The sequence below is a fragment of the Rhizobium sullae genome (genome assembly GCF_025200715.1).
Classification (GTDB): Bacteria; Pseudomonadota; Alphaproteobacteria; order Rhizobiales; family Rhizobiaceae; genus Rhizobium; species Rhizobium sullae.
In genome coordinates, this window is record NZ_CP104144.1 from 430,535 (window position 1) to 445,376 (window position 14,842).

Here is a 14,842-nt window from a genome sequence, read left to right on the forward strand (position 1 = left end):
GTATTCCTCACGAGTTCTCCTCCCAGGGTCAGGATCAAACTTGAGCCGCTGCCTCCAGCACAACGGGCTCGGGATCCGAAAAAATAGATTAAGTCACATTCGTTTGATGTCAAGGTTAGTCCCGGAGGACCGCGAGGTCCGCCAAGCCGTCCCCAGCTGCTATCATCGGTTTCGTCCGAAAGAGAACCGGCGGTAGGGAGAGGGCGTCACAGAACCGACCCGGACTGGTCAGGTCGGTCGACCTCCAAGGACAGAGCTCTCAGGACGAAAAAGATCGGCGCGATTTGACATCGCGCTGTCGAGCTTCAATGGGCATTTCGCTGCACGGCGGATCGTTCGGGCCGGATCTACAGGACAACAGCCGGTTTTTTCCGCGAAAGAAGCTGGTTTGCCGCCACCGGCAACATCAAGGCAAGCCCAATCAGGGATGAGATCGGCTCTTGTACGACAAGCAGGATGGCTGCGACCACCAACAAAGCCCTCTCCCAAGAGGTCGCACTGTCCAGAAGAAATCCTGAAAGAGCCGAGCCAAGGCAGGTGATGCCGAGCACGCAGCCGACAAAGGCGATCAAGAAATTGCTCCGACGATACCCACCGTTGCCGCCGCGGCGCCGACGGCGAGTGCGTATTTGGCGCCGTCGCGCAGGCTTTCGAAAACCTCCCCGACCAGTCGTTCCCGGTCGCGTTCCGAGCGTCGGCGCCGGGTTCCTTTGCAAGGTTTCTAGCGTCCCTTGCCGATGCTTGCATACATGCCGGTGGTTCGGAACTCCGTGGGGGTGATGCCGTAAACGCGGCGGAAGACTTTGGAGAAATAGTTGGAATCTTCGAAGCCGCAGATGATCGAGACCTCCTTGACCGGCAGGAAATCGGCCTTCGTCAAAAGCTTTGCCGCGCGCAGCAGCCTTTGCTGAAGCACATATTCGGCAGGCGGCATGCCTTCGCTTTCGGCGAAGCTGCGGGAAAAATGCGCGCGGCTGAGACCGACGATGGCTGCAAGCTCGCTGACTGGCAACGGCTGGTCGAGATTGGCATGGATATGGTCAATCACCGGCTGCATGGCGCTGAGGTCTGCTGCAAAAGCCGGTGAGCCGAAGACATCGTCGTAAAGCGCCATGGCCGCTTCATAGGCGATTGCGGACGCCGCCCCGGGCGTCGTTGCGCCTTTGACAAGGCGAAGACTGCAGTCGGCGAGATGATCGATGGTCGATGGCTGGAGCCTTAAAACCGGACCGGCAAGCCCGAGCACCATCTTGTGGATTCTCAGCGTCTCCTCGCCATGCATCGATATCCAGAAATACTCCCACCGGTCACCCTTTTCGAGCCAGTAGCGGTGATTGTGCGGAACGAGAACCAGCAGCGTATCGCCGCTTTGTAGCCTGTAGTTGCGGTTCTGATAGCGCAGATGGCCGGTGCCACTGATGGTATGCTGCAGAACGGTAAAGGGGGTCTGGCCGCGCCGCCTGCCATCCCAATCATAGATCTCGTTTTCCCGCACCTCATAGCCAGCACTTGTCGGCATGGCGTGCAAGCGCTGGCGCCCGCGCGGCAGGGAAACCGTCCTCATGGACTGCCCGTTGGCGATCAAATCCTGCAGCACAAAATTACCCTCGAAAGCATAATCCTTCTCTGGCCACCTCCGCGAATATCCGCATAATCGCTTTTCATAAGAGGAAGAGATCGCGGTCGAGAGAACGGCCGGGAGGAAATATAGGCGCTATTTTGCTTTTTCGGGCTGCATGTGCCGGCATGTGGTCAATCCTCCCCTGTCCGTCCTTTTACCTAGCATCTGATCGGATTGAGGTGAAGATTATGAGTTTCAAAATCGCTATCATCGGTGCGGGCAGCGTCGGCTTCACCAAGAAGCTGTTCACGGACATTCTGTGCGTTCCGGAATTCAAGGATGTCGAATTCGCGCTGACGGACCTCAGCGAACATAATCTTCAGATGATCAAAGCGATCCTCGACAAGATCGTCGAATCCAACAAGCTGCCGACTAGGGTCACGGCAACGACCGACCGCCGCAAAGCGCTCGAAGGCGCGCGCTATATCATCAGCTGCGTGCGTGTCGGTGGTCTCGAAGCCTATGCCGACGATATCCGCATTCCGCTGAAATACGGCATCGACCAATGCGTCGGCGATACGATCTGCGCCGGCGGCATTCTCTATGGTCAGCGCAACATTCCGGTCATCTTGGATTTCTGCAAGGACATCCGTGAAGTCGCAGAACCGGGCGCGAAATTCTTGAACTACGCAAATCCGATGGCGATGAATACTTGGGCTGCGATCGAATATGGCAAGGTCGATACGGTCGGCCTGTGCCATGGTGTGCAGCACGGGGCTGAACAGATCGCCGAGGTGCTCGGCGCCAAATCGCCGGCGGAACTCGACTATATCTGCTCGGGCATCAACCATCAGACATGGTTCATCGATCTGCGCCTCAACGGCTGCAAGATCGGCAAGGACGAACTCGTCGCGGCCTTCGAAGCCCATCCGGTCTATTCGCAGCAGGAGAAGCTGCGCATCGATGTGCTGAAGCGCTTCGGCATCTATTCGACGGAAAGCAACGGGCACCTTTCCGAATACCTGCCGTGGTACCGCAAGCGTCCGGACGAAATCACCAAGTGGATCGACATGTCCGACTGGATCCATGGCGAGACCGGCGGCTATCTCCGTCACTCGACGGAAACGCGCAACTGGTTCGAGACGGAATTCCCGCAGTTTCTTGAATCGGCCTCGAAGCCGATTGATCCGGACAAACGCTCCAACGAACATGCTAGCCATATCCTTGAGGCGCTGGAGACCAACCGCGTCTACCGCGGCCACTTCAATGTCAAGAACAATGGCGTCATCACCAATTTGCCGGCTGATGCGATCATCGAGTCGCCTGGCTTCGTCGATCGCTTCGGCATCAACATGGTCTCCGGCATCACGCTTCCGGAAGCCTGCGCCGCAACGTGCATCTCGTCGATCAATGTCCAGCGCATGTCCGTCCATGCGGCGATCAGCGGCGATATCGAGCTTTTGAAGCTTGCGGTGCTGCACGACCCGCTCGTCGGTGCCGTCTCGACACCCGAAGAGGTTTGGCAGATGGTCGATGAAATGGTCGTGGCTCAAGCTCGCTGGCTGCCCCAATATGCCGACGCCGTTCCGGCTGCGCAGGAGCGTCTGTCGAAGTCCAGCGTAAAGACCCGCGATTGGGCGGGTGCTGCACGGCGCAACGTGCGCTCGATCGAGGAGCTGCGCGCCGAAAAGGCGGCCTTGAAACAGGCCATTTGAATTTCGTGGAAGTCGGGTGGGTGGATTTCCGGGAGGGAAAGCTGCCGCGTCAGACCCGGTTTCATGCCGTTAGAGGAGAACCGGAGCGCCCAAGCGCTCCGAACAAGAGGGAGAGATGATGAGAAATTTCCGCAAAATTGGCATTCTTGCCGGACTGGCGCTGAGCGTCTCGGCCGCAGCCTTGAATGCATACGCATCCGAACCGACCATTCCGCCGGAGCCGGCGCCGTTTCCGGCTGAAGGCAAGATCAAGTACGTGGCCCGCGACTCCATTTTGGAGTTCAAGGCGCTGCCGGAATATAATGAGCCGGACTGGGTCAAGACGAATTTCGTAGATACCGGCAAGCTGCCGTCGGTCAAGGACCGGCTTCCGAAGGAGCCGCTGGTTTTCAAGACTGAGAACATGCCGGACGGCATCGGCGCTTACGGCGATACAATGCGCCATGTCATCGGCGGGCGCCCTGAAGGCTGGAATTATGGCGCCGGGCAGACGCAGGGCTGGGGCGGCATCGATATCGGCCTTTCGGAATGCCTGACGCGCACCGCACCGCTCTTCCAGGTGGAGGCCAAGGATACGGAACCGCTTCCGAACCTTGCCAAGAGCTGGGAATGGTCCGAGGATGGGCATAAGCTCACCATGCACCTGATCGAAGGCGCGAAATGGTCGGACGGCGCCCCCTTCGGTGCCGACGACATCATGTTCTACTGGGAAGACGAGGTCATCGACCCGAACGTCTCGCCGCTTGGCGGCGGCGCATCACCGGAAGCCTTTGGTACGGGCACGACACTGAAGAAGATCGATGACCATACTGTCGAATGGACGTTCAAGGAGGCCTTCCCAAAACAATATCTCTACACGATGGCCTATCCCAATTTCTGCCCGGGTCCATCGCATATCCTCAAGCCGCAGCATCCGAAATATTCAAAGAATACTTACGACCAGTTCAAGAACGCCTTCCCGCCGGAATATATGAACATGCCGGTGATGGGGGCTTGGGTGCCGGTCGAATACCGGCCGGACGACATCATCGTCATGCGCCGGAATCCATACTATTGGAAAGTCGACGAGAAGGGCAATCAGCTGCCCTACCTCAACGAACTGCACTACAAGCTTTCGACTTGGGCAGACCGTGACGTTCAGGCGGTTGCCGGATCGGGCGACTTCTCGAACCTCGAGCAGCCGGAAAACTTCGTCGCTTCCTTGAAGCGCGCTGCCGAAAAGACGGCACCTGCCCGTCTCGCCTTCGGTCCCCGCCTGATCGGGTATAACCTGCGCATGAACTTTTCGGCCAACGGCTGGGGCGATCCGGACGGGCGCGGCCAGGCGATCCGCGAGCTGAACCGCAACGAGGATTTCCGCAAGGCTGTCACCATGGCCTTCGATCGCAAAGCCATCGGCGACTCGCTCGTTAAGGGGCCGTTCACGGCCATTTACCCCGGCGGCTTGTCGTCCGGTACGAGTTTCTATGATCGGCAATCGACCGTCTCTTATCCATACGACCTTGAAGGCGCGAAGGCCGGGCTTGCAAAGGCGGGCCTGAAAGACACCGATGGCGACGGCTTCGTGAATTTCCCGGCCGGACAGGCGGGCGGAAAGAACGTCGAGATCGTGCTGCTCGTCAACAACGGCTATGCCACCGACAAGAGTCTTGCCGAAGGCGTCGTCGGCCAGATGGAGAAGCTTGGCCTCAAGATCATCATCAACGCACTCGACGGACCGAAGCGCGATGATGCACACTATGCCGGCCGCTTCGACTGGCTGATCCAGCGCAACACCACGGAACTGGCTTCGGTCGTGCAAAACACCGAGCAGCTCGCGCCTGTCGGCCCGCGTACCAGTTGGCACCACCGTGCCGGCAAGGACGACCAGCTTGATCTGATGCCCTTTGAAAAGGAGCTTGTCGATATCGTCAACAAATTCAGGACAAGCCAGAACAATGACGAGCGTGTCAGCCTGATGAAAGAGTATCAGAAGATCTCGACGGAGCACGTAAATACTGTCGGCCTCACGGAGTATCCAGGGGCACTCATCATCAACAAGCGCTTCTCGAACATCCCGCAGGGCACGCCGATCTTCATGTTCAACTGGGCTGAAGATTCTGTCATCCGCGAGCGCCTGTGGGTGGCTGCCGACAAGCAGCAGAAATATGAACTTTTCCCCGAGCAACTTCCCGGCAAGCCGGGAGAGAAGGGTCCGTTGAACTAGAGCTCCCTCCCAAATGAAGTGAGCATCCGGCCGCGCGTGGTGCGCGGCCGGACATAACCAACAAGCCGGCCGCGCTGACGAAGAGCGACTGGCGGCAAGGAGAAGCGAACCGTCCAATGTTACGATTCCTGCTCATGCGCACAGCCTCTGCGGTTCCCGTGCTTTTCATCCTGAGCGTGGCGACATTTGCCATCATCCAGGCGCCGCCCGGCGATTACGCCGATTACATTCGCTCCCAGCTGATCAACCAGAGTGGCGCGTCCTTCGCGCAGGCGGAAGCGCAGGCGCAGGCCTACCGCGTCGAGCATGGCCTCGATCAACCGATGGTCATCCAGTACTTCAACTGGATCGGTGGCATCGTCACCCGCGGCGATTTCGGCTACAGCATGTACTACAACAAGCCAGTTGCCGACGTCGTCGGCGAGCGCCTGCCGCGCACGCTGCTGCTAGCCCTCGTCTGCCATCTCTTCGCTTCCGTGCTCGGCATCGGCTTCGGCATTTGGGCGGCAACACGCCAGTATACCTGGATCGACAGCCTTCTTTCCGGCATTTCCTTTCTCGGCATGACGGTGCCGCGCTTTCTGATGGCACTGATCATCGTCTACCTGCTGGTGTTCCAATTCAACATTTCTGAGATCGGCAGCTTCTTCTCGCCGCAGTATGGCGGCGCGCCATGGTCGTGGGCGAAGTTCGTCGACCTCGTCAGCCATGTCTGGCCGGTCGTGGCGATCGCGACGTTCGGGGGGCTTGCCTACAATATGCGCGTCATGCGCGGCAATCTCCTCGACACGCTGAACGCGCAATATGTCGAGACTGCCAAGGCGAAAGGCTTGACCGGGAGCGCGGTCGTCATGCGCCATGCCGTGCCCAACGCGCTGCATCCGCTGGTCATGTATCAGGGCGTCGTGCTTCCCTACATGCTAACCGGAGAAATCGAGACGGCGATCATTTTTGCCCTGCCGACCGTAGGCCCCGCCATTGTCGGCTCGATGGCCATCGGTGACGTCTACGTCACCGCGACCTTCATGTTGGTGCTGTCGGCGACGCTGATCGTCGGCAATATCATTGCCGATATGCTGCTTGCCATGCTGGACCCGCGCGTCCGCCAGTATGGAGGAGCCTGATATGTTCGCCTTCGATTCCTCCCTTCCGCCGCCACATGAAGAAACCGTCAAGAAGCCGCCGCATGGCAACGAAAGCTATATCGCGCTCGTCTGGCGCCGCCTGAAGCGCTCCTGGACGGGCATGATGGGCCTCATCCTCGTCGGTCTGCTGATCATCATGGCTGTCTTTGCGGATTTCTTCGCGCCGATGGACCCGAAGGCAACCGATGTCGGTTTTGCGCCACCGCAGGTCATGAGCTTCCACGACAAGGACGGCAATTTCGTCTTCCGGCCGCGCGTCTATGCGCTCGCCGATTCAGAAGAGCTCGACCCCGTCACGTTCCAGCCAATCGTTGGTCCGGATTATGACAATCCGCGCTACCTCGGCTTCTTCGTGAAGGGGGCGGACTACAAGCTTTTCGGCCTCATTCCGGCCAACCGGCATTTCTTCGGTTCGACAGATGGCCAGCCGGTGCATTTTCTGGGTACCGACAAATTTGGACGCGACGTGCTTTCGCGCGCAATCATCGGCTCGCGCATTTCGCTGGTGATCGCACTGACCGTCGTCTTCATCGTCACGATTGTGGGTACCACGGTCGGCATGGTCTCCGGCTACTTCGGCGGTACCTTCGATGTCTGGGTCCAGCGGTTCGTTGAGCTGGTGCTCGCCTTCCCGCAATTGCCGCTCTATCTGGCGCTGACGTCGCTGATCCCTGTCACGGCTCCGACGAACGTCTTCCTTGCCTTCGTCATCATCGTCATGTCGGCACTCGGCTGGGCGCAGATGTCGCGCGAAGTTCGCGGCAAGACGCTGGCTCTGGCGCGCATCGATTATGTGCGGGCGGCGATGGCTGTCGGCGCGACCGACAAGCGTATCATCTTCCAGCACATTTTCCCGAATGTGATGAGCCACGTGATCGTATCGGTGACCCTGCACATTCCGAGCGTCGTGCTGCTTGAATCCTTCCTCGGGTTCTTAGGCTTTGCCGTAAAGCCGCCACTGATCTCCTGGGGCCTGATGCTGCAGGATACGGCGAACTATTCCGTTATCGGCACCTATCCCTGGATCCTCGCTCCCGTCGGCTTCGTGCTTGTGACCGTCTTTGCCTTCAATGCGCTGGGCGACGGCCTGCGCGACGCAGTCGATCCTTACTGAGGTGATGAAGATGGCCCTTTCTCTTGTCAGTTCTTTCGCGCCGGCCATCCGTCACGACCACGATGGCCGCAAGGAAAGCCCGATCATCGACGCACGCAATATCGCTGTGAACTTCAAGGTCGAAGATGGGCTGGTCGAGGCGGTTAAGGATATCTCGTTTCAGCTCTATCGCGGCGAGACGATCGCGATCGTCGGCGAATCCGGATCCGGCAAATCGGTAACCGCGCGCACGGTGATGGGGCTTCTTTCGAAACGCGCGGCCGTCTCGCCGAAATCGACCATCGACTATGACGGTGCCAATATCCTGAAATTCTCCGAACGCGCACGGCGCAAGCTGCGCGGCAACCGCATCTCGATGATTTTCCAGGAGCCGATGAGCTCGCTAAACCCGATCTACACGATCGGCAGCCAGATCGTCGAAGCGATCCGGGTGCATAAGAAGATCGGCCGCAGGCAGGCCGAGGCACGGGCGCTGGAGCTTCTGAAGCACGTGCAGATTCCAGATCCCGAAGCGCGGCTGAAACAATATCCGCATCAGCTCTCGGGCGGCCAGCGCCAGCGCGTGATGATTGCCATGGCGCTCGCCAACGATCCGGACGTCCTGATCGCCGACGAGCCGACGACGGCGCTTGACGTCACCGTGCAGGCACAGATCCTGAACCTTATCCGCAACCTGCAGAAGGAACTGCGGATGGCGGTGATCCTGATTACCCACGATCTCACGGTCGTTCGGCAGTTCTCGGACTACGTCTATGTGATGCAGCATGGCGAGATGCGCGAGCATAACACGACCGAGCGGCTTTTTGCCAATCCTCAGCATCCTTACACGAAACATCTGCTTGGCTCCGAGCCGCGCGGCCAGGCAAACCCATTGCCGGAAAATTCCGAGATCATTCTTGATGCCAAGAACGTGCGCGTTTCCTTCATGCTGCGCCACGGCACCTTCTTCAGGCCGGAAATGCGGGAGCTCGTTGCTGTCGACAGTCTGAGTCTCACGCTTCGTCGTCATGAGACGCTTGGTCTCGTCGGCGAATCCGGTTCCGGCAAAACCACCTTCGGTCAGGCGCTGGTCCGGCTGAACGACCCGGACGGCGGCGAAATTTACTTCGATCACCAGCCCATCCACGGCCGCTCGCGCGCCGAAATGCGGCCGCTGCGCTCGCGCATGCAGGTCGTCTTCCAGGATCCGTTCTCGTCGCTCAATCCGCGCATGACGATCGGCCAGATCATCGAGGAGGGACTGGTTGTCAACAAGCTCGGCGCGACCAAGTCCGAGCGCATGGACCGGGTGCGCGAGGCGCTGATTGCGGCCGGCATGCCGGGTCACATTCTCTCGCGCTTCCCGCATGAGTTCTCCGGCGGCCAGCGTCAGCGCATCGCCATTGCCCGCGCGATCGCGCTTGAACCCGAATTCATCCTGCTCGACGAACCGACCTCGGCGCTCGATCTTTCCGTCCAGGCGCAGATCATTGAGCTCCTTCGCAGATTGCAGGACGAGCGGGGCTTGAGCTACCTCTTCATCTCGCACGATCTCAAGGTCGTGCGGGCGCTGTGCCACCGTGTGATCGTCATGCAGCACGGCCGCATCATGGAAGAGGGGCCTGTCAACGACGTTTTATCCAACCCCAAGACCGCCTACACGGAACGGCTGGTGAAAGCCGCTTTCGAGGTAGCATGATTGCTGAATGCCGGAGGTTATAATGGCACGAAATCCCAAGATCACGTTTATTGGAGCAGGCTCCACCGTCTTCATGAAAAACATCGTCGGCGACGTTTTGCAGCGCCCGGCGCTGTCGGGTGCTACGATCGCGCTGATGGACATCAATCCGCAGCGGCTCGAAGAAAGCGCCATCGTCGTCAACAAGCTGATTTCGACGCTCGGCGTCAAAGCCAAGGCCGAGACCTATTCCGACCAGCGCAAGGCGCTTTCGGGCGCCGACTTCGTCGTCGTCGCCTTCCAGATTGGCGGCTATGAGCCCTGCACCGTCACCGATTTCGAAGTGCCTAAGAAATACGGTCTGCGCCAGACCATTGCCGACACGCTCGGCGTCGGTGGCATCATGCGGGGCCTCAGAACAGTGCCGCATCTCTGGAAGATTTGCGAGGACATGCTCGCCGTCTGCCCGGATGCGATCATGCTGCAATATGTAAATCCCATGGCCATCAACACCTGGGCGATTGCGGAAAAGTATCCGGCGATCAAGCAGGTCGGCCTCTGCCACTCGGTGCAGGGCACGGCAATGGAACTGGCGCACGACCTCGACATTCCCTACGAGGAAATCCGCTACCGCTCGGCCGGCATCAACCACATGGCCTTTTATCTGACGTTCGAGCACCGCCAGCCGGATGGATCCTACAAGAACCTCTATCCCGATCTTGTTCGCGCCTATCGTGAAGGCCAGGCCCCGAAGCCTGGCTGGAACCCGCGCTGCCCGAACAAGGTGCGCTACGAGATGCTGACGCGCCTCGGCTATTTCGTCACCGAAAGCTCGGAGCACTTTGCCGAATACACGCCCTACTTCATCAAGGGGGGCCGTGAGGACCTGATCGAGAAGTTCGGTATTCCACTCGATGAATATCCGAAGCGCTGCGTCGAGCAGATCGAACGCTGGAAGGGCCAGGCGGAAGCCTACCGATCGGCTGAGAAAATCGAGGTCGCGCAATCGAAGGAATATGCCTCGTCCATCATCAACTCGGTCTGGACCGGCGAGCCGTCCGTCATCTACGGCAACGTCCGTAACAACGGCTGCATCACCTCGCTGCCTGCAAATTGTGCCGCCGAAGTGCCCTGCCTAGTCGACGCCTCAGGCATCCAGCCGACCTTCATCGGCGATTTGCCACCGCAACTGACGGCGCTGATCCGCACCAACGTCAATGTTCAAGAACTGACCGTCCAAGCGCTGATGACGGAGAACCGCGAGCACATCTATCACGCCGCGATGATGGACCCGCACACGGCGGCCGAGCTCGACCTCGACCAGATCTGGTCGCTCGTTGACGACCTTCTGGCGGCCCATGGCGACTGGCTGCCGGATTGGGCGCGCACGGGTAGGAAGGTACAGGCAGCTTAACGCTGCAAAAGCAGCGGTGGCGCTCACCGCTGCGGATGGCGTTCACAGGCCCTTCACGCCCTGACTGGGCAATGAAAGTACGACGCGCCAGCCGGATTTTGCCTTTGCCTTATATTCAGAAACGTCTATTTATGTCGGCGCAAAATGCGATTTGCCGGACGAAAGTGCGGCAGGGTTAAATGATCAAAGGAAGACGCTATGGCGACCGGTACGGTAAAATGGTTCAATGCAACGAAGGGCTTTGGTTTCATCCAGCCGGACGACGGAAGCGCTGACGTCTTCGTCCACATTTCCGCGGTTGAGCGGGCTGGCATGCGTGGCCTCAACGACGGCCAGAAGATCACCTACGAGCTGGTCAAGGACCGCAAGTCGGGCAAGATGTCGGCGGACAATCTGCAGGCTTGAGCCTGATTTCGATGCGACAGTCGGAAGGCCGGGTTTTCCCGGCCTTTCGCGTTTGCCAATGTCTCGGGCATCCATGCCTTGTTGGCTTCGCTGTCGTGCGTACCTTCGGGATGCCAGGTATTGCCGAGGAACGCAAATGACGACAACAGTCGCGGCAAAGGCCATCGATTGGCCGGACATTCCTCAGGAGTTCTGGATGCTGGCGGATCCAGCCCACCTCTGCCCGGGTGAGGGCCTGGGCTACCATTAGCATGTCCTCTTCCCATTTGGTATAGAAGCCACGCCGTTGCTCGCGCCATTGCAGATACCAGTCCCAAACACCGGGGAATACGAGCAGGCCGAAGCTCAACTGGCTGAGCGGAACGCCCCGACCTTTGACATTGCCGGACGGGGAGGCGACAAGCGCCCCGAACATCAGGCCGAGGTGCTCGATCTTTTGGGAGGCGGTTTCCTCTCCCCAGACCCCGTTGCGTTGCAAGCCGATCGCCGTCAGCGTCGAGGTTTTGAAGCGAATGAGGTCGGCCATTTCCATGGCGAGCCGCGGCGGCGCGTCGACCACACCTGAGAGCAGGTCAGGATCATCGAGTTCCTCTGCTATATTCTGGTGGGCGCCGGCCGCCGACACCAGAGATCGCGGCGAAAGAGGACCACCGCCATAGGTGACGCCTGGAAAGCGGATGGCGTAACGCTGCTTGCTAGCCGCAGCCTGATAGCGGCGATACTCCGTTGAGCCGGAGATGATCACCCGGCGAACCCAATCGAGGATCTCTTCCCGCTTGGTGAATGGCAAGCTGCTGAAATCATCCGGCAGATGCAGTGAAATCCGCCGCCGCTCGGCCGGACTGATGTCACCGAGATCATGGCCGTAGAGCGAGCGTGCCTCGTGCGGCAGCTTTGCTTTGAAATATCCCTCTGACAACCGATAACGCTGCTCGATGCGGCGCAGGATATCGAAACTCGCAACTGACCGCGGCACGCGTTCGCCCTGGATCCAGGACAGTAGGGTCTTGCTGTCGAATGTCTCGTTCAATCGGACGACGGCGCGGTAGAGCTGCCAATAGCTGTCGCCGAACCGGCGCATATGATAAACCAGCGCATCCTGAAAACTAACCGGATCATCGGTCGCTTCGAACAATGGCTCCGGAAACGGGCTGATCGGTTTCGGCTGAGGTCCACGCGGCGCGGAAGCAGATTGGGTAAAGGAGCGGTCGGCCGCAGCGCGTTGTGGTTTTCGCGTGGAGGATGTTGCTGCTGTCGGCTTAACCCGCGTTTCCTTACTCGATCGAACAAGAAGCTTTTTCGGTCGGATCTCTTCAGCTGCACGCGGCGCTCCGAGCCATCGGATGATCGCGTCCAGGCCGAGGCGGAGTTCCTTCTTCAACTCTGCCGTCAAATCGTCTTCGATCCCGCACACCTGTCCGATCGTCATCCAGTCGATGCGGCCATTTAGGATTGGCGGCTGCTTGCGGTAGATAATTAGGCTGATGAGGTAAGGGCGGATATTCTCCAGTACCCGCTTCGGAGCTATCGGCGCGATGCGCACCTCGCAGAATTCCGAGATTTTTCGCTAAAAATGACGTGATGAAAGATCTTGTTTGGTCATGCTCATTCCATTTCTCTCGGCACCAACGCCGAGGGCGAGCGGAAATAGGAGCGCAGTTTTTAAGAAATGATGTATTGGAGGACGGTCCGTCGGTTGGCGGCTAGATCCATCGGCACCGTGGGGTCTCATGGAGCCGGCCTGGAATCCGGCACCTGCGCTCGACGCAGTGACAACGGTCTACGTTAATTAAGCGCGCTTACCTAAGCTTGATGCTTATTTAAAAAAAGGGGCGCTTGCTTAAATAACGGACGGAATTCATATTAGGCTATGTCTGATTCAGAATCTAATTTGCGCCTGGGCCGTTTTGTCGAAACAACAGCAGCGAGCGAAACAGTGCGGGCGTTCGTGCCTCCGCCATTGCCGCCCGAGCCATCCATCGATGTCCTTTCGCTGTTGGAGCGCCTCAGTCTGGCAGAGCGGGCGCTAGGTCGCCTGGACGGCATCACAATGCTCCTCCCGCGCCAGGAGCTATTCCTTTACATGTATGTAAGAAAAGAGGCAGTTCTTTCCTCGCAGATTGAAGGCACACAGTCGACGCTTTCCGATCTTTTGCGGTTTGAGACCGAGGCTCAAGCGGGGCAACCGGTCGATGATATTCGTGAGGTTTCCAATTACGTTGATGCGATGATGTACGGTTTGGAGCGTTTGGAAACGCTGCCAATGTCATTGCGCCTGATCCGAGAGATGCACGCACGACTGCTGCAAAGCGGGCGGGGAGGCACTAAGGATCCAGGAGAGTTTCGGCGCTCGCAGAATTGGATTGGAGGCACGCGACCCGGTAACGCACTCTTCGTGCCACCACCCGTGACGGAATTGGGCGGCTGCCTGGATGCGTTCGAGCGCTTCATGCATGACGATCAGTCACGATTACCGGCACTGATCAAAGCCGGCCTCCTGCATGTCCAGTTCGAAACGATCCATCCATTTCTCGATGGCAATGGCCGTATAGGTCGTCTGCTTGTCACTCTTTACCTATGCATGAACGGCGTTCTACGCAAACCATTGCTCTACCTCAGTCTTTACCTCAAGGCCCATCGAAGGGAATATTATCGATTACTGCAAGAGGTCCGTGAACATGGAAACTGGGAAGCTTGGCTAGACTTCTTTCTGACAGGTGTAGCCGACACCGCCAACCAAGCATTTGAAGCCGCCACTCGGATTGTCGACCTTTTCAAGGAGGACAAGGAGAAAATCACAACCGAGAGCGACAGAGCCGGATCGGCGCTTCGTATTCACGAACTCTTTCAGCAAAACCCCTTTCATACAGCAAATCAGATTGTTCAAATGACCGGCCTTTCCGCGCCGACTGTCAATGCAGCGCTCGCTGACTTGGAGCGTCTGGGGATTGTCGACGAGGTGACAGGTCGCAAGCGTGGCCGTGTTTTCAGCTACCGTAGATATCTCGCAATCCTAAGCGAAGGCACTGATCCCCTGCCTGCTACGTGACTAACAGGTCGCAAGTTCGAATCTCTTCAAGAGCACCAATTGAGTGCCCAGCTTCTCTAAGTTGAGAGCAACCATCAGAAGTTGCCGGCTGACCGCCACTTGTATCGCTGTCATCAAATTCGATGGGTCCAAAGCTAAGTCTCAAAACAAATCAACGAACCTTCAGCTTTACATACTTCGGGTCGTGATCGCTTGTTTGTTTCGACTCTGGCATCACGGAATTCACGTGTACGGTGGTCAACGTGGCCGACTGGTTTGACCCAAGCAACGCTAGGACCTGATCAAGAGACTGAGAGTTGCCGTCGAAGACATAACTGATGCGCTCTTCCGGCGGCTCAACCAAAGCGAGGTTTGACATTGCGGGATCGCCACCTGTTAGGAGAAGCATCGGCTCCTCATACCAAAGGGTATTTAGCGTCGCACCTGCGCATCACCCCACTGCTGACGAGTATAGCGAATAATCCCACGCAAATCCGCTTCGGCTGCAGCCGAAAGAATGTAGGCAGTCAAGCGTGGCTCTCTGTTCCTTCAGCACGAAAGGACCGCTGCCGATGATCTGGTCCGGCCTGGGATTCG

At 58.4% G+C, this 14,842-nt stretch carries 11 protein-coding genes and 2 pseudogenes; 8 read left to right on the forward strand and 5 right to left on the reverse strand.

What is annotated here, in order from left to right; genetic code table 11:
- Nucleotides 1–347 precede the first annotated feature (347 nt).
- A pseudogene (locus N2599_RS22705) lies at nucleotides 348–679 on the reverse strand (hypothetical protein); the annotation flags it as partial.
- A 42-nt stretch (nucleotides 680–721) separates the two neighbouring features.
- Complete coding sequence (locus N2599_RS22710) at nucleotides 722–1,597, reverse strand: AraC family transcriptional regulator (RefSeq protein WP_027513524.1); 876 nt, start codon at nucleotides 1,595–1,597, stop codon at nucleotides 722–724.
- A gap of 212 nt (nucleotides 1,598–1,809) precedes the next feature.
- Here N2599_RS22710 and N2599_RS22715 point away from each other — a divergent pair, with 212 nt between their 5' ends.
- From N2599_RS22715 to N2599_RS22745, 7 genes are all read left to right on the forward strand, one after another.
- The gene (locus N2599_RS22715) at nucleotides 1,810–3,276 is read left to right on the forward strand and encodes an alpha-glucosidase/alpha-galactosidase (RefSeq protein ID WP_027513523.1); all 1,467 of its coding nucleotides are present in this window, start codon (nucleotides 1,810–1,812) and stop codon (nucleotides 3,274–3,276) included.
- A gap of 118 nt (nucleotides 3,277–3,394) precedes the next feature.
- Nucleotides 3,395–5,482, forward strand: coding sequence for an ABC transporter substrate-binding protein (locus N2599_RS22720; protein ID WP_027513522.1), 2,088 nt, complete (start codon nucleotides 3,395–3,397; stop codon nucleotides 5,480–5,482).
- A 116-nt stretch (nucleotides 5,483–5,598) separates the two neighbouring features.
- Nucleotides 5,599–6,606, forward strand: a complete 1,008-nt coding sequence (locus N2599_RS22725) for an ABC transporter permease (protein ID WP_027513521.1) — start codon at nucleotides 5,599–5,601, stop codon at nucleotides 6,604–6,606.
- A gap of 1 nt (nucleotide 6,607) precedes the next feature.
- Complete coding sequence (locus N2599_RS22730) at nucleotides 6,608–7,741, forward strand: ABC transporter permease (RefSeq protein WP_027513520.1); 1,134 nt, start codon at nucleotides 6,608–6,610, stop codon at nucleotides 7,739–7,741.
- Between the two features lie 10 nt (nucleotides 7,742–7,751).
- Nucleotides 7,752–9,419: an ABC transporter ATP-binding protein gene (locus N2599_RS22735; protein WP_027513519.1), complete on the forward strand. Its 1,668-nt coding sequence runs from the start codon at nucleotides 7,752–7,754 to the stop codon at nucleotides 9,417–9,419.
- Nucleotides 9,420–9,441: 22 nt separating this feature from the next.
- Nucleotides 9,442–10,812, forward strand: coding sequence for an alpha-glucosidase/alpha-galactosidase (locus N2599_RS22740; RefSeq protein ID WP_027513518.1), 1,371 nt, complete (start codon nucleotides 9,442–9,444; stop codon nucleotides 10,810–10,812).
- 198 nt (nucleotides 10,813–11,010) lie between these two features.
- Nucleotides 11,011–11,217 (forward strand): cold-shock protein, encoded by a 207-nt coding sequence (locus N2599_RS22745; RefSeq protein ID WP_027511051.1) that lies wholly within the window; start codon nucleotides 11,011–11,013, stop codon nucleotides 11,215–11,217.
- Here the strand turns inward: N2599_RS22745 and N2599_RS22750 are convergent.
- The gene (locus N2599_RS22750; protein ID WP_375714144.1) at nucleotides 11,168–12,760 is read right to left on the reverse strand and encodes a hypothetical protein; all 1,593 of its coding nucleotides are present in this window, start codon (nucleotides 12,758–12,760) and stop codon (nucleotides 11,168–11,170) included. The two genes, N2599_RS22745 and N2599_RS22750, sit on opposite strands and share 50 nt — an antisense overlap.
- Nucleotides 12,761–13,087: 327 nt before the next feature.
- On the opposite strand from N2599_RS22750, the gene N2599_RS22755 reads away from it, so the two are divergent.
- Nucleotides 13,088–14,266 (forward strand): Fic family protein, encoded by a 1,179-nt coding sequence (locus tag N2599_RS22755; RefSeq protein ID WP_027511052.1) that lies wholly within the window; start codon nucleotides 13,088–13,090, stop codon nucleotides 14,264–14,266.
- A gap of 151 nt (nucleotides 14,267–14,417) precedes the next feature.
- Here N2599_RS22755 and N2599_RS22760 read toward each other — a convergent pair whose 3' ends face one another.
- Nucleotides 14,418–14,654: a hypothetical protein gene (locus tag N2599_RS22760; protein WP_027511053.1), complete on the reverse strand. Its 237-nt coding sequence runs from the start codon at nucleotides 14,652–14,654 to the stop codon at nucleotides 14,418–14,420.
- Between the two features lie 26 nt (nucleotides 14,655–14,680).
- Nucleotides 14,681–14,776 (reverse strand): annotated as a pseudogene (locus N2599_RS22765) (type II toxin-antitoxin system RelE/ParE family toxin); the annotation flags it as partial.
- Nucleotides 14,777–14,842: the final 66 nt, after the last annotated feature.